Below are 20,444 nucleotides of genomic sequence, written 5' to 3' on the forward strand. Positions count from 1 at the left end.
TCCGGGCAGGGCTCCGGCCGGGCGGAGAACCCCAGGTCAAACGGCTCGGACGGTACAGACGCTCAGACGGTGAGGAGTGCGTCCAGCGGAGCGCCGCCGAGCGCCCGCTCGACGCGCGCCCGGCCGGCCAGGAAGCCCAGCTCCAGCAGCACGGCGAGGCCGGTGACGCTGCCGCCGGCCCGCCGGATGAGCTGCACCGACGCCTCCGCGGTGCCGCCGGTGGCCAGCACGTCGTCGACGACCAGGACGCGGTCGCCGGGCTTCAGGGCGTCCGCGTGTATCTCGATCTCCGCCGTGCCGTACTCCAGGTCGTACGCCTGCCCGAGGGTGGCACCCGGGAGCTTGCCCGCCTTGCGTACGGGCACGAAGCCGATCCCCGCGCGCACCGCGACCGGCGCGCCCAGGATGAAGCCGCGCGCCTCCAGGCCCACGACCTTCTGGGCGCCCTGCTGCCGGCAGACCTCGGTCAGCGCGTCCGTGAGCACGGAGAACGCCTTCGCGTCGGCCAGCAGCGGCGTGATGTCCTTGAACGTCACGCCCGGCTGCGGGTAGTCCGGCACGTCCTGGATCCGGCTGAGCAGCAGCTCCCTGGTCCCCTCGGGCACGCTCACCGCCGCTTGCCCCCCGACCGGCCGCCGCGGCTGCCGGAGGGCCGGCCCCGGCCGCGCTGCCGGGACACCGGCTGCTGCCGGCGGCCGTCGGCGCGCGGGGGCCCGACGGCGCCCTGCCCGGCGGGCTCGGGGTCGCGGAGGCCGTCCTCGGACCCGTCGTCCACGACGATCGCCACGCCGGGCCCGTCCTCGTCGCGGGCCGGCACCTTCTCGCCGCGGGCGGCGGCGCGGGCGTCGGAGGCGCGGCGGGCCGCCACGCGCTTGTTGTGCGCCTGTATGGCGGGGTCGCGCTCCTTGAAGTCGACCACCAGCGGGGTGGCGATGAAGATCGAGGAGTACGCACCGGCCGCCAGACCCACGAACAGGGACAGCGCGATGTCGTTGAGCATGCCGCCGCCCAGCACGCCGCCGCCGATGAACAGCAGGCCGGCGACCGGCAGCAGGGCCACGACGGAGGTGTTGATGGAGCGGACGAGCGTGCCGTTGAGGCTGCGGTTGGCCGCCTCGCGGTAGGTGAACGCCGTCTGTTTGGTGATGTCCTTCGTGCTCTCCTTGAGGCCGTCGAAGACCACCACCGTGTCGTACAGCGAATAACCGAGGATGGTCAGCAGACCGATGACCGTGCCCGGTGTCACCTCGAAGCCGACGATCGTGTAGACGCCGACCGTGATCGTCAGGTCGTGGATCAGCGCGACGAGCGCGGCGAGCGCCATCCGCCACTCGAAGGCGATGGCGAGGTAGATCACCACCAGGACCATGAAGATCGCCAGGCCCTGCCACGCCTTGTTCGCGATCTGCTCGCCCCAACTGGGGCCGACGAGCTGGTCGTTGATCTGCTGCGCATCGACGTTCAGCTCTTCGGCGAGCGCCGACTTGACCTTGTCGGACTGCTGCGTCTCGATGCTGCTGACCTGGATGCGGAGCTTCCCGCTGCCCAGCTCCTGGACGATGGCCTGGTGCCCCGAGGACTCCTCGGCGACCTCCTGGGCCTGCGAGACCGAGGTCTCGGTCTTCGGGGTGGTGAAGACCGCACCGCCCTCGAACTCGATGCCCATGTTCAGGCCGCGGACGAAGAAGCCCGCGATCGCGATGATCGTGATCAGGATGGAGACGCCGTACCAGAAGAACCGCTTGGCGACGAAGTCGTAGCCGGCCTCACCGCGGTAGAGGCGGGCGCCGAGGGTGCCGAGGCGCGACATCTCAGACCTCCTTCGGGTTGACGGGACCGGCGACGCGCGGGCGGCCGCGCAGCGGTGGCCTGGCTCCCAGCCGTTTGGGATCGAGCCCGGACCAGGGGTGGCCGTTGGCGAAGAAGGGCTTCCTGGCCAGCAGGGTCATGACCGGCTTGGTGAAGAGGAAGACCACGACGACGTCGAGGAGGGTGGTCAGGCCCAGCGTGAAGGCGAAGCCCTGCACCTTGCCGACGGTGACCGCGAAGAGCACGGCCGCGGCGAGGAACGACACGAAGTCGGACACCAGGATGGTGCGCCGGGCCCGCGGCCAGCCGCGTTCCACCGCGGGGCGCAGCGTGCGCCCCTCGCGGATCTCGTCTCGGATGCGCTCGAAGTAGACGATGAACGAGTCCGCCGTGATACCGATCGCCACGATCGCGCCGCAGACCGCAGGGAGGTTCAGCGCGAAGCCGATGCCGGGGCCGAGCAGCGCCATGATCGTGTAGGTGAGGACGGCGGAGACCATGAGGCTGACGACGGCCACCAGGGCCAGCCCGCGGTAGTACGCGACGAGGTAGATGATCACCAGCGCCAGCCCGATGGCGCCGGCGATGAGACCCGCCTTGAGCTGCTCGTTGCCGAGGGCCGGCGAGACGGTGGTGACCTCGGACTCCTCGAAGGACAGCGGCAGCGCGCCGTACGACAGGACGTTGGCCAGTTCCTCGGCCGACTCCTGGTTGAAGCTGCCGGAGATCTGCGCCCGGCCGCCGGTGATCGACTCGTCGACGGAGGGCGCGGAGACGACCTCGCCGTCCAGCTCGATGGCGAACTGGTTGTTCGGCGGGGCCTGGGAGGCGAGCTTGCCGGTGACGTCGGCGAACTTGTCGGAGCCCTTGTCGTCGAACTCGAGCTGCACGATCCAGCCGGAGCCCTGCTGGGCGTCGTACGTGGCGGAGGCGTCGTCGACGTCGGTGCCCTCGACCTCGGCCGGGCCGAGCGCGTACTTGTACGCGCCGTCGCTGTCACAGGCCACGACGGTGTCGGTCGGCTTGGCGTTCTCGCCGATCTTGGTCCGCTCCTCGGCGTTGGAGCAGTCCAGCGCGTCCAGCTTCTTCTGCACGTCGGCGGGGATCTGGCCCGTGGGCGCCTGCTCGGCCGGGGGCGTCTCGGCGGGCGGCGGCTGCGAGTCGGACGGGCTGGGCGAGTCGTCGGCCTGGGCGAGGCCCTCGGACAGGGCCCGGCCCTGCTCGGTGGCGTCGTCGCTCGGGCCGGCGTCGTCGGAGGCGGTCTCGGACGGGGACGGCGAGGTGGAGGCGTCGTCGCCCTGGTCCTGGTCCTTCTCCTTGTCCCCGGACTCCGAGGCGCTGGGCGACGGCGTGGGCTCGTTCACGTCGTACGACAGCACGGGGCGGAAGAAGAGCCGCGCGGTGGTGCCCACCTGCTCGCGCGCCGTCTTCTGGTTGGTGCCCTTGGGGATGTTGACGATGATGTGCCGGTCGCCCTGTGTCTGGACCTCCGCCTCCTGCACACCGAGGCCGTTGACGCGGCGCTCGATGATGTTCACGGCGGTGTCCATGTTGGTGGAGTTGATCGCGTTCTCGCTGCCCGGCTGGGACTTGGCCTCCAGCGTGATGCTGGTGCCGCCGGCGAGGTCGATGCCCAGGCGCGGGGTGGTGTGCCCGGAGAGGAACATCCCGCCGGTGAGCGCGGCGATCGCGGCCAGGATCAGCAGCAGCGGCCGCCAGGGCCTGCCGTGAGATCCCTGGGACCTGCGGCCCGATTTGGGTGCTGCCACCTTCTCGATTCTCCTGTCCAGACACCGCGCGGCGCGGCTCGTCGCGCGGTCACGAAGTGTAGCCCCGCGGTGCCGCGAGGCGAAAAGTGACCGGTCCCCCGTTCACCGCGGCCGACGGCGCCTCCGCACACGGTGCGGGGCCGCCGCCGAAAGGCCGCGGTCACTTCGCGGCGGAGCCGCCGTTCTTCTTCTTCTCGTCCTCGTCGGTGACGTCCGCTGCAACCGCGTCGCCCTCGGCGCCGGCGTCGTCGGCCGCGTCCTTCTTGTCGAGGTCGATCTTGTCCGACGCCTCCGCGCGGTCCTCGTCGGCGTCGTCACCGTCGGCGGTCCCCGTCAGCGAGGAGGCGTCGTCGGGCGCGGTGATCTCCTCGTCGTCGAACTCCGGAGCGCCGTGCACGATGCGGTTGTATTCGGCGTCGTCCAGGACGGCGCCGATGGAGTTCTTCGCGTAGATCGCGTGCACTCCGGGGGCCACCTCCAGAAGGATGGTGTCCTCGTGGACCTCCTTGACCGTGGCGTACATACCGCCGATGGTCCGCACGCCGCTGCCCGGCTGCAATTGGTCCCGCATGCTTGTCATCTGGCGCTGCTTGTTCTTTGCCGAGCGGGTCATCAGGAACATCGCCCCGATGAGCACGATGAACGGCAAGAGAATCGTGATATCCACGGTGTCCGGGTTTCCTTCGTATGACCGCGTTCGCCACGGCCTGTTCTGGGGGGCGGGGGTGCCCTCCGGTTCCGGAAGGCGTCGGCGGAGTCTAAGCGAGTTCCGCCGTGTGAACAACGCCCAGCATGTCACCCGGGTTCCGTAGCGGGCGAGTCCCCGCGCCGCCGCGGTACGCCCCGGGGCGCCCGCGCGGCGCCTTGCCCGGCCGGGCCCGCGGCCGGGCGGCGGCGGGCCCGGCGGGGGCGCTCAGAACGCGGTCTGCTGCATGCCGCCGCCGGGCTGCGGGGGCGTGAGGCCGAGGTGGGCCCAGGCCGCCGGGGTGGCGACGCGGCCGCGGGGGGTGCGGGCCAGCAGCCCTTCGCGTACGAGGAAGGGCTCGGCGACCTCCTCGACGGTCTCGCGTTCCTCCCCCACCGCGACGGCGAGCGTGGAAAGCCCGACGGGGCCGCCGGAGAAGAGCTTCAGCAGGGCGCCGAGGACGGCGCGGTCGAGGCGGTCGAGGCCGCGGTCGTCGACCTCGTAGACCTCCAGGCCGCGGGCGGCGATCTCGCGGGTGATCACGCCGTCGGCCTTGACCTGGGCGTAGTCCCGCACCCGGCGCAGCAGGCGGTTGGCGATCCGGGGCGTGCCGCGGGAGCGGCCGGCGATCTCGGCTGCGCCGGCGGCGTCCACGGCGACGTCCAGCAGGTGCGCGGAGCGGTGCAGGACGCGCTCCAGCTCGGCCGGCGAGTAGAACTCCATGTGCCCGGTGAAGCCGAAGCGGTCGCGCAGCGGCGGGGGCAGCAGCCCGGCCCGGGTGGTGGCGCCGACCAGGGTGAAGGGGGGCAGCTCCAGCGGGATGGCGGTGGCGCCGGGGCCCTTGCCGACGATGACGTCGACGCGCAGGTCCTCCATCGCCATGTACAGCATCTCCTCGGCGGGGCGGGACATGCGGTGCAACTCGTCGAGGAAGAGCACCTCGCCCTCCTGGAGCGAGGAGAGGATCGCGGCCAGGTCGCCGGCGTGCTGGATGGCGGGGCCCGAGGTGATGCGGATCGGCGCGGCCATCTCGGCGGCGACGATCATCGCGAGCGTGGTCTTGCCGAGGCCGGGGGCGCCGGAGAGCAGCACGTGGTCGGCGGCGCCGCCGCGCTGGCGGGCGGCGCGCAGCACGAGGTCGAGCTGCTCGCGCACGCGCTCCTGGCCGACGAACTCCGCCAGGTCCTTCGGGCGCAGCGCGGTCTCCACCGCCCGGTCGTCGGCGTCGGCGGCCGAGTCCACCAGCCGCGGGTCGGCGTCCTCCCAGGTCATGCTGGATCCGTCCGTCGTGGTTCGGGTGCTGCCGAGGTCTGCGGTACGCGCCCGGGGCCGGGCGGCCCTGTCATCGGGCCCGGTTCAGGGTCTGGAGGGCGGCGCGCAGCAACTGCGGCAGCGGCGGGGGCGCGGCGCCGTTCTCCTCCGCCCGGGGGGCGACGGCGGTGACGGCCTCGTCGGCCTCGCGCGGCGCGTACCCGAGGCCCGTGAGCGCGGTGTGCAACTGCTCGCGCCAGCCGGCGGCGGGCGCGGCGCCGGCCTGCCGGGCGAGGAGGCCGCTGCTGCCGAGCGGCTCGCCGAGCCGGTCCTTCAGCTCCAGCAGCAGCTTCTGCGCGCCCTTCTTGCCGATGCCGGGGACGGCGGTCAGCGCCTTCTCGTCGCCGGTGGAGACGGCGAGGCGGAGCGCGTCGGGGCGGTGCACGGCGAGCATGGCCTGGGCCAGCCGCGGGCCGACGCCGCTGGCGGTCTGGAGCAGCTCGAAGACCTGGCGTTCGTCGTCGTCGGCGAAGCCGTAGAGGGTGAGGGAGTCCTCCCGTACGACGAGGGAGGTGGCCAGCCGGGCGTCCTTGCCGACGCGCAGCGTGGACAGGGTGTCGGGCGTGCACTGCACGGCCATGCCGATGCCGCCGACCTCGATGACCGCGGCGTCGGGGGCGAGGGCGGCGACGGGGCCGCTGACGAAGGCGATCATGCGGGGTCTCTCCGGATCTCGCGGTCCCGGTACTCCGGGCGGTCCTGGCCCGCGCGGTCTTCGCGCGGGGTGCCCCGGTCGGCCGGGCGGGCGGCGCGGCGCACGCCGGGCGCTCCGGACGCGGCGGCGCGGGCGGCCGTCCCGGCGCGCGCGGGTGCGGTGGCGGCGCGGGCGCGCAGCAGGCGGTCCTGGGCGGGGGCGCGCCACAGGTGGCAGATGGCCAGCGCCAGCGCGTCGGCGGCGTCGGCCGGCTTGGGCGGGGCGTCGAGCCGCAGCAGCCGGGTGACCATGGCGCCGACCTGCGCCTTGTCGGCGCGGCCTGAGCCGGTGACGGCGGCCTTGACCTCGCTGGGGGTGTGCAGCGCGACGGGCAGGCCGCGGCGGGCGGCGCAGAGGATGGCGACGGCGCTGGCCTGGGCGGTGCCCATGACGGTGCGTACGTTGTGCTGGCTGAAGACGCGCTCGACGGCGACGGCCTCGGGCCCGTGCGCGTCGAGCCACTCCTCGACGCCGCGCTCGATGAGCAGCAGCCGCTCGGCGGTCGGGGCGTCGGAGGGGGTGCGTACGACGCCGACGGCGACCATCCGCAGCGCCCGGCCGGGCGTCCCGTCCACGACGCCCACCCCGCACCGCGTCAGCCCCGGGTCCACTCCGAGCACCCGCACCGGCCGCCCCCTCTCCTTAGCCCGCGTACGTGTGTGCAGGCTACCGGCCGGCACCGACACCGCAGCCGAAGGGCCCGCGGGATGTCGCCATCCTGCGGGCCCGGCTCCTCGTGCGCGTACGGCTCAGGCGGTGGCCTTCTCCATGACCTCGTCGGAGACGTCGAAGTTGGCGAAGACGTTCTGGACGTCGTCGCTGTCCTCCAGGGCGTCGATGAGCCGGAAGATCCTGCGGGCGCCCTCCTCGTCCAGCTCCACCTGCATGGTGGGGACGAAGTTGGCCTCGGCCGAGTCGTAGTCGATCCCGGCGTCCTGGAGGGCGGTGCGGACGGCGACCATGTCGCCGGCTTCGCTCAGCACCTCGAAGGACTCGCCCAGGTCGTTGACCTCCTCGGCGCCGGCGTCCAGCACGGCGGCGAGCACGTCGTCCTCGCCCAGCTCGCCCTTGGGGACGATCACGACACCCTTGCGGTGGAAGAGGTAGGCCACGGAGCCGGGGTCCGCCATGGAGCCGCCGTTGCGCGTCATGGCGACGCGGACGTCGGAGGCGGCGCGGTTGCGGTTGTCCGTCAGGCACTCGATGAGGACCGCCACGCCGTTCGGGCCGTAGCCCTCGTACATGATCGTCTCGTACTCGGCGCCGCCCGCTTCGAGACCCGCGCCGCGCTTGACGGCGCTGTCGATGTTCTTGTTCGGGACGGACTGCTTCTTGGCCTTCTGGATCGCGTCGTACAGCGTGGGATTTCCGTCCGGGTCGGGACCCCCCTGCCGCGCCGCGACCTCGACGTTCTTGATCAGCTTGGCGAAGAGCTTTCCTCGCTTGGCATCGATCACGGCCTTCTTGTGCTTGGTGGTTGCCCACTTAGAGTGGCCGGACACAGCCCCGCTCCATTCCGCGTTCCGCGCATTCGACTAACCGGCAACGAACTCGTCGATCCTACCGGGGGCGGTCATCCCGCCCGGCGCACCATATCGGCGAAGAGTGCGTGCACGCGGTGGTCGCCGGTCAGTTCGGGATGGAACGACGTCGCCAGCAGCGGCCCCTGCCGGACCGCCACGGGGTGCCCGCCGACCTCCGCCAGCCGCTCCACCCCGGCGCCGGTGGATTCCACCCACGGCGCCCGGATGAAGACGCCGTGGACGGGGCCGCCGGGGACGCCGGCCACCTCCAGCGGCAGCTCGAACGACTCGTTCTGCCGGCCGAAGGCGTTGCGGCGGACGATCATGTCGATGCCGCCGACGGTCTCCTGGCCGGAGCGCGGGTCCAGGATCTTGTCGGCCAGCATGATCATGCCGGCGCAGGACCCGTACGCGGGCATGCCCGCCCGCACCCGGTCGCGCAGCGGCTCCAGCAGGCCGAAGGCGACGGCGAGCTTGGACATCGTGGTGGACTCGCCGCCGGGGAGGACCAGGCCGGAGACCTCCGCCAGCTCCTCCGGCCTGCGCACCGGCACGGCGGTCGCGCCGGCCGCCGCCAGGGCGGCCAGGTGTTCGCGTACGTCGCCCTGGAGGGCGAGGACGCCGATGGCGGGGGTGGTGCCCATGTGCGCCGACCTCACCAGCCCCGGCCGGCGTAGCGCTCGGAGTCGTCGAGGGTGTCGAGGTTGATGCCGACCATGGCCTCGCCGAGGTTGCGGGAGGCGTCCGCGACGATCTTGGGGTCGTCGTAGAAGGTGGTGGCCTTGACGATGGCGGAGGCACGCTTGGCCGGGTCGCCGGACTTGAAGATGCCGGAGCCGACGAAGACGCCCTCGGCGCCGAGCTGGCGCATCAGCGCGGCGTCCGCGGGGGTGGCGACGCCGCCGGCGGAGAAGAGCACGACGGGCAGCTTGCCGAGCCGGGCCACCTCGGCGACCAGCTCGTACGGGGCGCGCAGCTCCTTGGCCGCGGCGTACAGCTCGTGGTTGTCCAGGCCGCGCAGGGCGCCGATCCCGTTCTTGATCTGGCGCAGGTGGCGGACGGCCTCGACGACGTTGCCGGTGCCGGCCTCGCCCTTGGAGCGGATCATGGCCGCGCCCTCGGCGATCCGGCGCAGGGCCTCGCCCAGGTTGGTGGCGCCGCAGACGAAGGGCGTGGTGAAGGCCCACTTGTCGGAGTGGTTGACCTCGTCGGCGGGGGTGAGGACCTCGGACTCGTCGACGTAGTCGACGCCGAGCGCCTGGAGGATCTGGGCCTCGACGAAGTGGCCGATGCGGGACTTGGCCATCACGGGGATGGAGACGGCCTCGATGATGCCCTCGATCATGTCGGGGTCCGACATGCGCGCCACGCCGCCGTCCTTGCGGATGTCGGCGGGGACCCGCTCCAGGGCCATCACCGCGACGGCGCCCGCGTCCTCGGCGATCTTCGCCTGCTCGGGCGTGACGACGTCCATGATCACGCCGCCCTTGAGCTGCTCGGCCATGCCGCGCTTGACGCGTGCGGTGCCGGTCTCGGGGGCCGACGACTGGGGGGCGGAGCTGGGCGTGCTGGACACGGTGGAACCTCGCTCGGTGATGTGGGTGCGGTGTGGATGTGTACGTGGCGCACGGTGCGCCATCTCCATCGTAAACACGTTCGGACTACGGGCCCGAGCGTGCGCCACCGTCAGGAAACCCCAGGCGGGAGGGGTCGGGAAAGAGCCAATCGGCAAACTGTGGCTGCCGGGCCCGCCGCGGGGGTCAGCTCGCCGGGGCCCGGTCGGTCAGCGCCGGCGGCGGCTCGTCGTCCATCTCGACCGCCAGCGGGAACGGCGCGTGCCCGGCCAGCCGGAACCAGCGCACCTTGCGGTGCCGCCGCAGTGCCCGCGCCGCCCGTACCGCGTCGTTGTGGAAGCGCCGCGCCATCGGCACCCGCCGCGCGGCCTCCGCCAGCTCGTGTACGGCCTCGTCCCCGCCCGGTGCCCCGCGCACCGCCTCCACCTGCTCCGGGGCCTCGAACACCGCCCGCAGCGCCTGGCTCAGCTCGCTCTCGGCGACCTCGCGCTGGTCCGCCTCCGCCTGCCGCGCGGCGTGCGCGGCCTCGTACAGCACGATCGAGGCGGCCGGGTCGAGCAGGCCGCTGGTGGCCAGCTCCTGCGCCACCGAGGTGCGCCGCAGCAACTGGGCGTCCAGGGCCGCCTTGGCGGCGTCGATACGGGTGTGCAGCCGGTCGAGCCGGCCGGCCGTCCAGCTCAGGTAGACGCCGATCAGGCAGAGCACGACCGCGACGAGAAGCAGGGTCAGCGCGGTGGACACGGGCCTCACGCCTCCCGGTCGCGGGCGGGGCCGAAGCGGGCCCAGCGGCCGGCGCGCTCGTCCTCGGCCACCGACGCGGCGCCCTGGGTCACCGTCTCGTACACCGAGAGGATGTCCGCGCCGACCGTCGACCAGTCGAAGCGCTGTACGTGCCGGCTGCCGCGCTCGCGCAGCTCGGCCCGGCGGGCGTCGTCCAGCAGCAGCCCCGCCGCCCGCCCGGCCAGGTCTCCGGCGTCCTCGCGCGCGAACACCTCGCCGGCCGTGCCGCCGTCCAGCACCTGCACGAACGCGTCCAGGTCGGCGGCCAGCACCGGCGCCCCCGCCGACATCGCCTCGACCAGGATGATGCCGAACGACTCGCCCCCGGTGTTCGGCGCGACGTACAGGTCGACGCTGCGCAGCAGCCTCGCCTTGTCCTCGTCGCCGACCATCCCCAGGAACTCCACCCGCTCCCGCACCCCGGGCGCCAGCCGCGCCGCGACCTCCGCGGGGTCGCCGCGCCCGGCGACCAGCAGGCGGGCGTCCGGCACCCGCTCCAGGATCCGCGGAAACGCATCCATCAGCACCGGCAGGCCCTTGCGGGGCTCGTCGATACGGCCGATGAAGCCCAGCGTGCGGCCCTGCCACGCGGCCTTCGGCTCGGCTGCGGCGAAGTACGAGACGTCGACGCCGTTGGGGATGACGACGGCGTCGCCGCCCAGGTGCTCCACCACGGTGCGGCGCGCGTACTCGCTGACCGCGATGCGCGCGCTGATCTTCTCCAGCGCCGACTGGAGGATCGGGTACGCGGCGATCATGCCGCGGGAGCGCGGGTTGGACATGTGGAACGTGGCCACGATCGGCCCCTTCGCCGCCCAGCAGGCCAGCAGCGCGAGCGACGGCGCGGCCGGCTCGTGGATGTGCAGCACGTCGAAGTCGCCGTCGCGCACCCAGCGGCGGACCCGGGCGGCGGACAGGAAGCCGAAGTTGATGCGGGCCACGGACCCGTTGTACGGCACGGGGACGGCGCGGCCGGCCCCGACGACGTAACTGGGCAGCGGGGTGTCGTCGTCGGCGGGCGCGAGGACGGAGACCTCGTGGCCGGCGGCGAGCAGGTGGCCCGCCAGGTCGCGGACGTGGAACTGCACCCCGCCGGGCGTCTCCCAGGAGTACGGGCAGACGATCCCGACCCTCACCGCGGCGCCTCACCCCTGAGGTCGTCCAGCCAGAAGCGCTGGAGCATGTGCCAGTCCTCCGGGTGCTCGGCGATGCCGGCGGCGAAGTCGTCGGCCACGGCCTGCGTCATGACGGCCGTCTTCTGCGCGCGGGTGCCGGTCGCGGGCACCTCCACGGGCGCGTGCACCTTGCCCTGGAGCACCGGGGAGTCGTCGTACCAGAGCGTGACGGGCAGCAGCAGCGCGCCGGTCTGCTGGGCGAGCAGCGCCGGGCCCGCGGGCATGCGGGCGGCGGAGCCGAAGAAGTCCACCTCGACGCCGGTGGCCGACAGGTCGCGGTCGGCGACCAGGCACACCAGCCCGCCGGCGCGCAGCCGCCGGGCGAGGGTGCCGTAGGCGCTCGCGCCGCCGTGCGCCAGCACCTCCATGCCCAGGCTCTCGCGGTACGCGACGAAGCGGTCGTACAGCGACTCCGGCTTCAGCCGCTCCTGCACGGTGGTGAAGGGCACCCCGAGCTTGGCGGTGACCCAGGCGCCGGCCAGGTCCCAGTTGCCCATGTGCGGCAGCGCGAGGATCACGCCGGTGTCGCCGGCCAGGCCGTCCTCCAGCCGGTGCACGTCCTTGGGGTCGAAGCCCGCGCGGACGCGCTCCTTGCTCCAGGAGGGCAGCCGGAAGGACTCCATCCAGTAGCGCATGTACGAGCGCATGCCGGCCCGGCTGAGCGCGGCCAGCCGCTCGGGCCCGGCGTCCGGGACCACCCGGGCGAGGTTCGCCGTCAGCCGCCGTACGCCCTTGCCGTCGCGCCGCCAGGCGGTGTCGGCGATGCGCCTGCCGAGGGCGGCGGCGGCGGGCTCGGGCAGCCGTTTCACGGCGCCCCAGCCCAGGCCGTACATCCCGTCGGTCAGGCGTTCCCTCACGCGCGCTCCTGGTCCGCCGGTGTGGCCTCGGGGCGCGGGCCGCCGCGCGGCGCGGGCGGCGGCAGCGGGTCGGCGGCGTCCTTCTCCGCCGCCTCCCGGTGCACGGTCACCATCCGCTGGAAGAGCGTGACGGCGCTGCCCGCGGCGACCGCCCACAGCGCGATGGGCAGCAGGATGTCGATGTGCGGGATGCCGAAGGTGCGCTCCATGCCCGCGAAGCCCGCGAGCACCAGGATGATCACCAGCCGGTCGGCCCGCTCCATCAGGCCGTTGACCTTGACGGCCAGCCCGATGCTCTCGCCGCGCGCCTTGGTGTACGACACCACCTGGCCGCCGGCCAGGCAGAAGATCGCCACCGCGCACATCATGAGGTCGTCGCCGTCGCCCGCGTACCACAGGGCGATGCCGCCGAAGACCGCGGAGTCCGCCGCCCGGTCGAGCGTCGAATCCAGGAACGCGCCCCAGCGGCTGGAGCGGCCGGACTGCCGGGCCATGGTGCCGTCGATCAGGTCGGAGAAGACGAAGAGGGTGATGATCAGCGTGCCCCAGAAGAACTCCCCGCGGGGGAAGAAGGCCAAGGCGCCCGCCATCACCCCGAGTGTGCCCACGAAGGTGACGGTGTCGGGGCTCACGCCGCGGCGCAGCAGCATCGCGGCGATCGGTGCGAAGACACGCGTGAAGATCGCACGCGCGTACTTGTTCAGCATGGCCGTCCCAGGGTCGCGGGTCGCCGGGCCCCCGCGGCTGACCGGGGGGACACGTCGGTGGAAGTCGCTCAACGTAGCGCAGCCATCGTAGCCAGCGCCCGCGCGGGCCCGCGCGGGCCGTACTCCGGGGCCGTCCGCCCGTCCGAAGCCGTCCGTGCTATGGACGGGGTCTGGCCACGGTGCAAAGCTCGAATGCACCGCACGTGTCAGACGGAGGCGAGACACATGGGTGACAAAGCAAACGCACACCCCGGGGCCGCCGGCAGGGCAGCGGCGGCCGCCCGGCCCTCCGACATTCGGAACGTGGCGCTGGTCGGCCATAGCGGATCCGGTAAGACGACGCTGGTGGAGGCGCTGGCGCTGACCACGAAGGCGCTCACCCGGGCCGGCCGGGTCGAGGACGGCGGCTGCGTTTCCGACTACGACGAGATCGAGCAGCGCCAGCAGCGCTCGGTGCAGCTCTCGCTGGTCCCCGTCGAGTGGGACGGCATCAAGATCAATCTGTTGGACACCCCCGGCTACGCGGATTTCGTCGGGGAGCTACGGGCCGGTCTGCGGGCAGCGGACGCGGCCCTTTTCGTCGTCTCGGCCGCGGACGGCGTGGACGGCGCGACCCGCATGCTCTGGGAGGAGTGCGCGGCGGTCGGGATGCCGCGCGCCATCGTCGTCACGCACCTGGACGCCGCCAGATCCGACTTCGACGAGATGACCGAGATCTGCCGGGAGGCGTTCGGCGGCGACGACCCCGACGCCGTGCTGCCGCTGTACCTGCCGCTGCTCGGCGAGGCGGGCGGCGACGGCCACGCGCCCGTGCACGGGCTGATCGGCCTGCTCACGCAGCGGGTCTTCGACTACACCTCCGGCGCCCGCGAGGACAGGCCGCCGGGCGCGGACGAGCTGCCGCTGATCGAGGAGGCGCGCAACCGGCTCATCGAGGGCATCATCTCCGAGAGCGAGGACGAGTCCCTCATGGACCGCTACCTCGGCGGCGAGGACGTCGAGGTCAAGACGCTCGTGCAGGATCTGGAGAAGGCCGTCGCGCGCGGGGTGTTCCACCCGGTCCTGGCCGCCGCGCCCGCGGCGGAGGGCGGCACGCAGGGGCTGGGCACGGTGGAGTTGCTGGAGCTGATCACCGGCGGCTTCCCCACCCCGCCGGAGCGGCGGATCCCCGACGTCACCACCGTGCGCGGCGAGGAGCGCGCGGCGCTGGCCTGCGACCCCGCCGGGCCGCTGGCCGCCGAGGTGGTCAGAACCTCCTCGGACCCGTACATCGGCCGGCTGTCGCTGCTGCGCGTCTTCTCCGGCACGCTGCGCCCCGACCAGACGGTGCACGTCTCGGGCCACGGCATGGAGGACCGCGGGCACGAGGACCACGACACCGACGAGCGCATCGGCTCGCTGACCGCCCCGTTCGGCAAGCTCCAGCGCCCGCTGGAGGCGGCGATCGCCGGCGACATCGCCTGCGTCGGCAAGCTGAACGGCGCGGAGACCGGCGACACCGTCTCGGCGAAGGAGGAGCCGCTGCTGATGGCGCCGTGGGTGATGCCCGACCCGCTGCTGCCGGTGGCCATCGAGGCGCACACCAAGCAGGACGAGGACAAGCTGTCGCAGGGCCTGGCGCGGCTGTGCGCCGAGGACCCGACGATGCGGCTGGAACAGAACGCCTCGACCCGGCAGTTGGTGCTGTGGTGCCTGGGCGAGGCGCACCGCGACGTGGCGCTGGAGCGGCTGCGCACCCGGTACGGGGTGCAGGTCGACCCGGTGGACCACAAGGTGTCGCTGCGCGAGACGTTCTCGGGCCGGTCGGCGGCGCGCGGGCGGCATGTCAAGCAGTCCGGCGGCCACGGGCAGTACGCCATCTGCGAGATCGAGGTCGAGCCGCTGCCGGAGGGCTCGGGCATCGAGTTCGTGGACAAGGTGGTCGGCGGCGCGGTGCCGCGTCAGTTCATCCCGTCGGTGGAGAAGGGCGTACGCGGCCAGGCGGTCAAGGGCGTGGCCACCGGCTATCCGCTGGTCGACGTGCGGATCACGCTCGTCGACGGCAAGGCGCACTCGGTGGACTCCTCCGACGCCGCGTTCCAGACGGCGGGCGCGCTGGCGCTGCGGGAGGCCGCGGCGCAGGTGCAGATCCATCTGCTGGAGCCGGTCGCCGAGATCAGCGTGCTGGTCGCGGACGAGTACGTGGGCCCGGTGATGAGCGACCTGTCCGGGCGGCGCGGCCGGGTGGTCGGCACCGAGCAGGCGGGCGGCGGCCGGACGCTGGTGCGCGCCGAGGTGCCGGAGTTCGAGATCGGCAGGTACGCGGTGGATCTGCGCTCCCTGTCGCACGGCACCGGCCGGTTCGGCCGGGCGTACACCCGACACGAGCCGATGCCGCAGCAGTTGGCGGCGAAGATCCGTGATCGGCAGGCCCATGAAGGTTGACCGCGGCTAGGCTGGGCACATTGGTGGTCGGGCCCGCTGCCCGCGGGCCCGGCCCCATCACCGGGGCGGACGCGCGGCGTTGGGGGCGGCAGTGGCAGGTTCCGACGGGCTGGAGTTCGACTTCACCCCGCGCGCACAGGTGCCGCTTTCCGGTGCCCAGGGCCAGACGGCCGCCACGCACGCGCTCGCCTCCACGGCGTACCGCGACAGCGCCGTCACCAAGCTCCTCGACGCCAACAACGACTGGAGCAAGTCGGACTTCAAGAAGGGCCGGCTCTCGCTCTTCGAGCCGAACCTGGGCGAGGCGTTCGCCCGCGCGGTCACCGTGCGGATGCTGGCCGACGGCCGCAAGCCGCTCATCCAGTCGTTCGGTACGGAGCCGCAGGCGGTGCTGGAGCACTGCCTGGCGGCCAACCGCTACCGCAAGGAGCGCGACACCCGGCTGACCGTGGTGATGGGCGTCTTCGGGCTGCTGTTCCTGCCCGGGGTGCTGCTCTGGCTCGGCGTCTTCCAGCTCCGCCGTACGCTGGCCGGCGCGTCGGACAAGCGCGTCGGCGCGGTGGGGTACGTCCTGCTGGGCATCTTCGGCGTCGCCGCGATCTACGCCTTCATCACGCTCCCGCTCAGCGGCCTGCTCGGCCTCTACCTGCGCGGCCTGCTGGTCGCGCCGATCATAGGCTGGTTCTGGGCGAACCGGATCTGCGAGAAGTACGCCGCGGGCCTGCGCGAGCACTGGACGGCGCTGCTGTCCGGCGGCGGCCTCGGCGCCAAGATCCCGGAGGCGGTGCCGAGCAACCCCGGCGAGGCCAGCGCGGAGCGGCTGCGGCTGGGCCTGGCGAAGCTGTCGGCGGAGCAGCACAGCAACGTCGTCTTCTACGCGGGCCCCAAGGGGATACTCGGCATGGGCACCCGCTGGGGCGCCTGGCACTTGGCCGAGGACCTCAAGCCGAAGGAGTCCGGCGGCGAGATCCACCCGTTCCGGAGCTGGGACGTCGTCAGGGCGGTGCACGACCAACTGCGCATGCTGGAGCGCACCCCGCTGCACACCGGCGGCTTCCCGGCGCCCGCGATAAAGCACTGGATCGTGGCGCCGATAGGCGAGGGCGCGGGCGAGGTCGCCCGGCCGGGCGGCGCGATCGTCGACGGCTATTCCGTACGGGACTTCGAGGTCCAGCGGATCTGCAACGAGCAGCAGTTCGGCGCCGGCAACCGGCACTACCTGGGCGTGCAGTTCACGCTCTGGGACGGCCAGTTGGTCATCACGCTGCTGGTGTCGGTGACCGTGCTGCACCAGACGCTGCGCATCGAGGTCACGGGGCACGCGCTGGGCCCGGTGCACCCGCTGTTCACCAGCAAGCCCAGCCGCGACACCAAGACCGTGAGCGGCATGAAGTTCTGGGAGACCAAGGAGAAGCCGCTGCCCCTGGTCCGTACCCGCGAGGTGGTACGGCTGGCCGCGCGGGCGCCGTTCACCTGGTATCCGCCGCTGCTCGACTACCTCGGCGGCAAGCTGAAGCTCCCCGAGCCCTTCGGGCTGCGGCACGTGTGGGCGGACAAGCCGTGGCGGCACCGCTTCATGGCCGACGACGCGCTGCGCGCGGCGACGCCGGTGCTGCGGGTGGTGCACCAGGCGGCGCTGAAGGTGCTGGACGAGCACAACGTGGACACCACGAGCTTCGGCGCGCGGTCGATGGTGCTCAGCGGGATGGTGCAGAGCGCGGAGCCCCGGCGGGCGGACGTCTACGACGGCTGACGGCGGCCCGCCGGCGGCGCGGGTCCTGCGGTCCCGGCCCGGTCAGACGGTCACGCCGCCGAGGGGCGCGGGCGTCGCCGGGCGGGAGCTGCCGTCGTACGCCGTCCACGCCGCGGCCAGCCGCTCGACGGCCTCGGTGAGCACGCCGTGCGGGGAGCAGAAGTGCAGCCGCAGGTACGCGCCGCTGCCCCCGGCGGCGTCCACGCAGGCGCCGGGCAGGACGGCCACCCCGTGGCGGAGCGCCACCTGCGCGAAGGACACCCCGTCCCCGTACGGCAGCCGCAGCCACACCGTCTGCCCGCCGCGCACCGGCGGGCAGTCCCACGAGGGCAGCAGCCGGGCCAGCTCGGCGCGCAGGTGGTCGTGGGCGCCGCGCAGTTCGGTGCGGCGGCGGGCGAGGAGCGGTTCGTACGCCGCCAGCAGGGACACGGCGACGAGCTGGGCCGGCACGTCGGTGCCGAGGTCGTGGACGGCCTTCAGCCGGGCCAGCCGGGTGACCACGCCGGCGGGCGCGCGCACCCAGCCGATGCGCAGCCCGCCCCACACCACCTTGCTGAGCGACCCGACGCTGATCACCTCGTCGCCGCTCTCCGCGCACGCGGCCAGCGCCGGCGGCGGGGCGCCGTCGAACGCCAGGTCCGCCACCACCTCGTCGTCCACCAGCGGCACGCCGAACCGCCCCGCCGCCCGCACCAGCCGCCGCCCGCGCAGCGGGGGCAGCACGGCGGCGGTCGGGTTCTGGTGCACCGAGCCGGTGTACGCCAGCGCCGGCCGGTGTTCGGCCAGCGCCCGCACCGCGGCGTCCACGTCGATGCCGTCCGGCCCCACGGGCACCGGCCGCAGCACGGCAGCGGCCTCCCGGAACAGGTCGAGCGCCCCCGGGTACGCCGGCGCCTCGACCAGCACCGGGTCGCCGGGGGCGACGAGCAGCCGGGTCAGCAGCGCCAGCGCCTGCTGGCCGCCGGTGGTGACGAGGATCCGCGCCGGGTCCGTGGGGATGCCGCGCTCGGTGTAGCGGGCGGCGACGGCGGTGCGCAGGGCGGGCAGCCCGGCCGGGTGGTAGCCGAGGCCGGTCGCGGGCAGGGCCAGGTCCCGGTAGGCGCGGACCAGTTCGGGCGGCGGGCCGTCCGGGGCGGCGCAGCTCAGCAGGATCACGCCGTCCGCCGGCTCCAGCAGGTTGAGGAAGAGCGGGTTCGCGGTCTCCGCGGTCCGGCCGGGCACGAGCGCCGCCTCCGCGACGCGCGTGCCGCTGCCCTGCCGCCGTACGACCCGGCCCTCCTGCCGCAGCACGCCGTACGCCGCGACCACGGTCGTACGCCCCACGGCCAGCGCCGCCGCGAGCGCCCGCTCCGGCGGCAGCGCGGCGCCGGGGCGCAGCCGGCCCTCGTCGACCAGCCGCCGGAGCCGGGCGGCCAGCAGCACGTACAGCGGGCCGCGCCCGGCCGACCAGCGGCCAAGGGCGGCCACCAGGTCGGAGGCCCGCACGTCGTCGGTGTCCATGGCGGACCAATCTCCCGGCATTGGCCCTGTTCCGGCAACCCATTCGGCACGGAGACTTCTGCCATGAGCGCCGACCTGCACCCCTCGACCCGTACCGTCCACCCGCCCGTGCCGGTCCCCGAGGGCAGCCGCCCGGTGACCGTGCCGATCCACCAGGGCCACGTCTTCTCGTTCGACTCCGCCGACGCGATGGCCGCCGCCTTCCACGACCCGGACGGCGCGTACCTCTACAGCCGCTTCGGCAACCCGACCGTACGCGCGCTGGAGGAGGCCGTCTCCGGCCTCGAAGGGGGCGCCGGCGGGCTGGCGTTCGCGTCCGGCATGGGCGCGATCGACGCCGTGCTGCGCAGCCTGCTCGCCACCGGCGACCACGTCGTCGCGCAGCGCTCGCTGTACGGCGGCACGTACGCGACGCTGACCGATCTGGCGGAGCGCTGGGGGGTGCCGGTCACTTACGTCTCCGGCCGGGACGCCGACGAGGTACGCGCCGCCCTGACGCCCCGCACCCGGGTGCTGTACCTGGAGACCATCGCCAACCCCACCACGGCCGTCACCGACCTGCCCGCGCTGCTGGCCGCCGCCGCGGAGGCGGGCGTCACCGGCGTCGTCGACAACACCTTCGCCACCCCGCTGCTCTGCCGCCCGGTCGAGCACGGCGCCGACGTCGTCGTGCACTCGGCGACCAAGTACCTCGGCGGCCACGCCGACGTGCTGGGCGGCGTGGCGGTCTTCCGGGACGCGGAGCTGCGCCGCCGGGTCTGGGCGCACTCCGTGGAACAGGGCGCGGTGGCGGACCCGTTCGCGGCGTGGCTGACGCTGCGGGGCATGGCGACGCTGGCGCTGCGGGTCGAGCGGCAGTCCGCGACGGCGCTGACGCTGGCCCGGCGGCTGGCCGCCCACCCGGCGGTCGCCCGGGTCCGCCACCCGGGGCTGGAGGACCACCCGGACCGCGCGACGGCGGCCCGGCTGCTGTCCGCGGGCGGCGGGGTGCTGGCGTTCGACCTGGCGGGCGGCCGGGACGCGGGGCGCAGGTTCGTCGAGTCGCTGCGCCTCGCGCTGCTCAGCCCGTCGCTGGGCGACGTCAAGACGCTCGTCATGCACCCGGCCGGCACCTCGCACCGGCAGCTCGACGCCGCGGCGCTGGCGGCGATGGACATCGGCGAGGGGACGGTGCGGGTCGCGGTGGGCATCGAGCACCCGGACGACCTGTGGGCGGACCTGGAGCAGGCGCTGGCGAAGGCGGCGGACCAGGCGTGAACCAGGGCCGGGCCGGCCGGTACCGGAGCGGGTGCCGGGGTCAGTCCCGGGGCCAGGCGGCGGCGAGCATCGCGCGGGTGTCCGCCAGCAGTTGGGGCAGCACCTTGGTGTGGCCGACGACCGGCATGAAGTTCGTGTCCCCGCCCCACCGCGGCACCACGTGCTGGTGCAGGTGCGCGGCGATGCCCGCGCCCGCGACGGGTCCCTGGTTCATGCCGAGGTTGAACCCCTGCGCCCCGGACGCGGCGCGCAGCGCGGTCATCGCGCGCTTGGTGTACGCCGCCAGCTCCCCGGTCTCGCCGTCGGTCAGCTCGGTGTAGTCCGCGACGTGCCGGTACGGGACGACCATCAGGTGCCCGCCGTTGTACGGGTAGAGGTTGAGCACCGCGTAGACCTGCGTGCCGCGGGCGAGGATCAGCCCGTCCTCGTCGGACTTCTCCGGGATGGCGCAGAACGGGCACCCGTCGCCGGCCGCGGCGCCGGTGGGCTTGTTCTCCCCCTGGATGTACGCCATGCGGTGCGGCGTCCACAGCCGCTGGAACTGATCCGGGGTGCCGACCCCGAGCTGCTGCTCCGGCTCACTGGTCATGCTCAGCAGCATATGGCGTGCCACCGCGCGGGCCGGG

The 20,444-nt window shown here is 73.6% G+C and carries 19 protein-coding genes; 3 read left to right on the top strand and 16 right to left on the bottom strand.

Translation table 11 applies throughout. The features are described 5' to 3' along the window. Positions 1 to 62: 62 nt before the first annotated feature. From QBL21_RS20825 to pgsA, 14 genes are all read right to left on the bottom strand, one after another. A complete protein-coding gene (locus QBL21_RS20825) occupies positions 63 to 611 on the bottom strand; it encodes an adenine phosphoribosyltransferase (RefSeq protein WP_407563744.1) in 549 nt (182 codons plus the stop codon). Further along, positions 608 to 1,810 (bottom strand): protein translocase subunit SecF, encoded by a 1,203-nt coding sequence (gene secF / locus QBL21_RS20830; RefSeq protein WP_407563745.1) that lies wholly within the window; start codon positions 1,808 to 1,810, stop codon positions 608 to 610. Before secF ends, QBL21_RS20825 begins: the two co-directional genes overlap by 4 nt. 1 nt (position 1,811) lies before the next feature. After that, the gene (gene secD / locus QBL21_RS20835; RefSeq protein WP_407563746.1) at positions 1,812 to 3,578 is read right to left on the bottom strand and encodes a protein translocase subunit SecD; all 1,767 of its coding nucleotides are present in this window, start codon (positions 3,576 to 3,578) and stop codon (positions 1,812 to 1,814) included. A gap of 160 nt (positions 3,579 to 3,738) precedes the next feature. Then, the gene (gene yajC, locus QBL21_RS20840; protein WP_407563747.1) at positions 3,739 to 4,245 is read right to left on the bottom strand and encodes a preprotein translocase subunit YajC; all 507 of its coding nucleotides are present in this window, start codon (positions 4,243 to 4,245) and stop codon (positions 3,739 to 3,741) included. A gap of 246 nt (positions 4,246 to 4,491) precedes the next feature. After that, a complete protein-coding gene (ruvB, locus tag QBL21_RS20845; RefSeq protein ID WP_407563748.1) occupies positions 4,492 to 5,535 on the bottom strand; it encodes a Holliday junction branch migration DNA helicase RuvB in 1,044 nt (347 codons plus the stop codon). Positions 5,536 to 5,605: 70 nt separating this feature from the next. After that, positions 5,606 to 6,229: a Holliday junction branch migration protein RuvA gene (ruvA, locus tag QBL21_RS20850; protein ID WP_407563749.1), complete on the bottom strand. Its 624-nt coding sequence runs from the start codon at positions 6,227 to 6,229 to the stop codon at positions 5,606 to 5,608. Then, positions 6,226 to 6,894, bottom strand: a complete 669-nt coding sequence (gene ruvC / locus QBL21_RS20855; RefSeq protein WP_407563750.1) for a crossover junction endodeoxyribonuclease RuvC — start codon at positions 6,892 to 6,894, stop codon at positions 6,226 to 6,228. The genes ruvA and ruvC overlap by 4 nt, the downstream gene beginning before the upstream one ends. Positions 6,895 to 7,017: 123 nt before the next feature. Continuing rightward, complete coding sequence (locus QBL21_RS20860) at positions 7,018 to 7,770, bottom strand: YebC/PmpR family DNA-binding transcriptional regulator (protein WP_407563751.1); 753 nt, start codon at positions 7,768 to 7,770, stop codon at positions 7,018 to 7,020. 71 nt (positions 7,771 to 7,841) lie between these two features. Beyond that, the gene (gene pdxT / locus QBL21_RS20865) at positions 7,842 to 8,435 is read right to left on the bottom strand and encodes a pyridoxal 5'-phosphate synthase glutaminase subunit PdxT (protein ID WP_407563752.1); all 594 of its coding nucleotides are present in this window, start codon (positions 8,433 to 8,435) and stop codon (positions 7,842 to 7,844) included. A gap of 11 nt (positions 8,436 to 8,446) precedes the next feature. Next, positions 8,447 to 9,367 (bottom strand): pyridoxal 5'-phosphate synthase lyase subunit PdxS, encoded by a 921-nt coding sequence (pdxS, locus tag QBL21_RS20870; RefSeq protein WP_407563753.1) that lies wholly within the window; start codon positions 9,365 to 9,367, stop codon positions 8,447 to 8,449. Positions 9,368 to 9,551: 184 nt separating this feature from the next. Next, complete coding sequence (locus QBL21_RS20875; protein ID WP_407563754.1) at positions 9,552 to 10,106, bottom strand: hypothetical protein; 555 nt, start codon at positions 10,104 to 10,106, stop codon at positions 9,552 to 9,554. A 5-nt stretch (positions 10,107 to 10,111) separates the two neighbouring features. Beyond that, positions 10,112 to 11,281, bottom strand: coding sequence for a glycosyltransferase family 4 protein (locus tag QBL21_RS20880; protein ID WP_407563755.1), 1,170 nt, complete (start codon positions 11,279 to 11,281; stop codon positions 10,112 to 10,114). Further along, positions 11,278 to 12,153, bottom strand: a complete 876-nt coding sequence (locus QBL21_RS20885; RefSeq protein ID WP_407566494.1) for a phosphatidylinositol mannoside acyltransferase — start codon at positions 12,151 to 12,153, stop codon at positions 11,278 to 11,280. Before QBL21_RS20885 ends, QBL21_RS20880 begins: the two co-directional genes overlap by 4 nt. Before the next feature lie 20 nt (positions 12,154 to 12,173). Then, positions 12,174 to 12,884 (bottom strand): phosphatidylinositol phosphate synthase, encoded by a 711-nt coding sequence (pgsA, locus tag QBL21_RS20890; RefSeq protein WP_407563756.1) that lies wholly within the window; start codon positions 12,882 to 12,884, stop codon positions 12,174 to 12,176. 225 nt (positions 12,885 to 13,109) lie between these two features. Here pgsA and QBL21_RS20895 point away from each other — a divergent pair, with 225 nt between their 5' ends. Together QBL21_RS20895 and QBL21_RS20900 are read left to right on the top strand one after the other, a co-directional pair. Then, positions 13,110 to 15,308 carry an elongation factor G-like protein EF-G2 gene (locus QBL21_RS20895; protein WP_407563757.1) on the top strand — a complete coding sequence of 733 codons (2,199 nt, stop codon included), beginning with the start codon at positions 13,110 to 13,112 and terminating at the stop codon, positions 15,306 to 15,308. A 139-nt stretch (positions 15,309 to 15,447) separates the two neighbouring features. Further along, positions 15,448 to 17,061, top strand: coding sequence for a hypothetical protein (locus QBL21_RS20900; RefSeq protein WP_407566495.1), 1,614 nt, complete (start codon positions 15,448 to 15,450; stop codon positions 17,059 to 17,061). Positions 17,062 to 17,103: 42 nt separating this feature from the next. Here the strand turns inward: QBL21_RS20900 and QBL21_RS20905 are convergent, their stop codons facing one another. After that, entirely contained in the window at positions 17,104 to 18,561 is a 1,458-nt protein-coding gene (locus QBL21_RS20905) for a PLP-dependent aminotransferase family protein (protein WP_407563758.1), read from the bottom strand. A 63-nt stretch (positions 18,562 to 18,624) separates the two neighbouring features. Between QBL21_RS20905 and QBL21_RS20910 the strand changes: the two genes are divergently transcribed. Then, the gene (locus QBL21_RS20910) at positions 18,625 to 19,818 is read left to right on the top strand and encodes a trans-sulfuration enzyme family protein (protein ID WP_407563759.1); all 1,194 of its coding nucleotides are present in this window, start codon (positions 18,625 to 18,627) and stop codon (positions 19,816 to 19,818) included. 40 nt (positions 19,819 to 19,858) lie between these two features. On the opposite strand, the gene QBL21_RS20915 is transcribed toward QBL21_RS20910, so the two are convergent. Beyond that, positions 19,859 to 20,419, bottom strand: coding sequence for an HIT family protein (locus QBL21_RS20915; RefSeq protein WP_407563760.1), 561 nt, complete (start codon positions 20,417 to 20,419; stop codon positions 19,859 to 19,861). Positions 20,420 to 20,444: the final 25 nt, after the last annotated feature.

This window comes from Streptomyces sp. 184 (assembly GCF_045781775.1).
Lineage (GTDB): Bacteria > Actinomycetota > Actinomycetes > Streptomycetales > Streptomycetaceae > Streptomyces.

What these genes read in the sequence shown, in the direction of transcription:
- secF (WP_407563745.1), bottom strand. Translation starts at nt 1,810, where the DNA reads ATGTCGCGCCTCGGCACCCTCGGCGCCCGCCTCTACCGCGGTGAGGCC.
- ruvB (WP_407563748.1), bottom strand. Translation starts at nt 5,535, where the DNA reads ATGACCTGGGAGGACGCCGACCCGCGGCTGGTGGACTCGGCCGCCGAC.
- ruvA (WP_407563749.1), bottom strand. Translation starts at nt 6,229, where the DNA reads ATGATCGCCTTCGTCAGCGGCCCCGTCGCCGCCCTCGCCCCCGACGCC.
- pdxT (WP_407563752.1), bottom strand. Translation starts at nt 8,435, where the DNA reads ATGGGCACCACCCCCGCCATCGGCGTCCTCGCCCTCCAGGGCGACGTA.
- QBL21_RS20885 (WP_407566494.1), bottom strand. Translation starts at nt 12,153, where the DNA reads ATGTACGGCCTGGGCTGGGGCGCCGTGAAACGGCTGCCCGAGCCCGCC.
- pgsA (WP_407563756.1), bottom strand. Translation starts at nt 12,884, where the DNA reads ATGCTGAACAAGTACGCGCGTGCGATCTTCACGCGTGTCTTCGCACCG.
- QBL21_RS20895 (WP_407563757.1), top strand. Translation starts at nt 13,110, where the DNA reads ATGGGTGACAAAGCAAACGCACACCCCGGGGCCGCCGGCAGGGCAGCG.
- QBL21_RS20905 (WP_407563758.1), bottom strand. Translation starts at nt 18,561, where the DNA reads ATGGACACCGACGACGTGCGGGCCTCCGACCTGGTGGCCGCCCTTGGC.
- QBL21_RS20910 (WP_407563759.1), top strand. Translation starts at nt 18,625, where the DNA reads ATGAGCGCCGACCTGCACCCCTCGACCCGTACCGTCCACCCGCCCGTG.
- QBL21_RS20915 (WP_407563760.1), bottom strand. Translation starts at nt 20,419, where the DNA reads ATGCTGCTGAGCATGACCAGTGAGCCGGAGCAGCAGCTCGGGGTCGGC.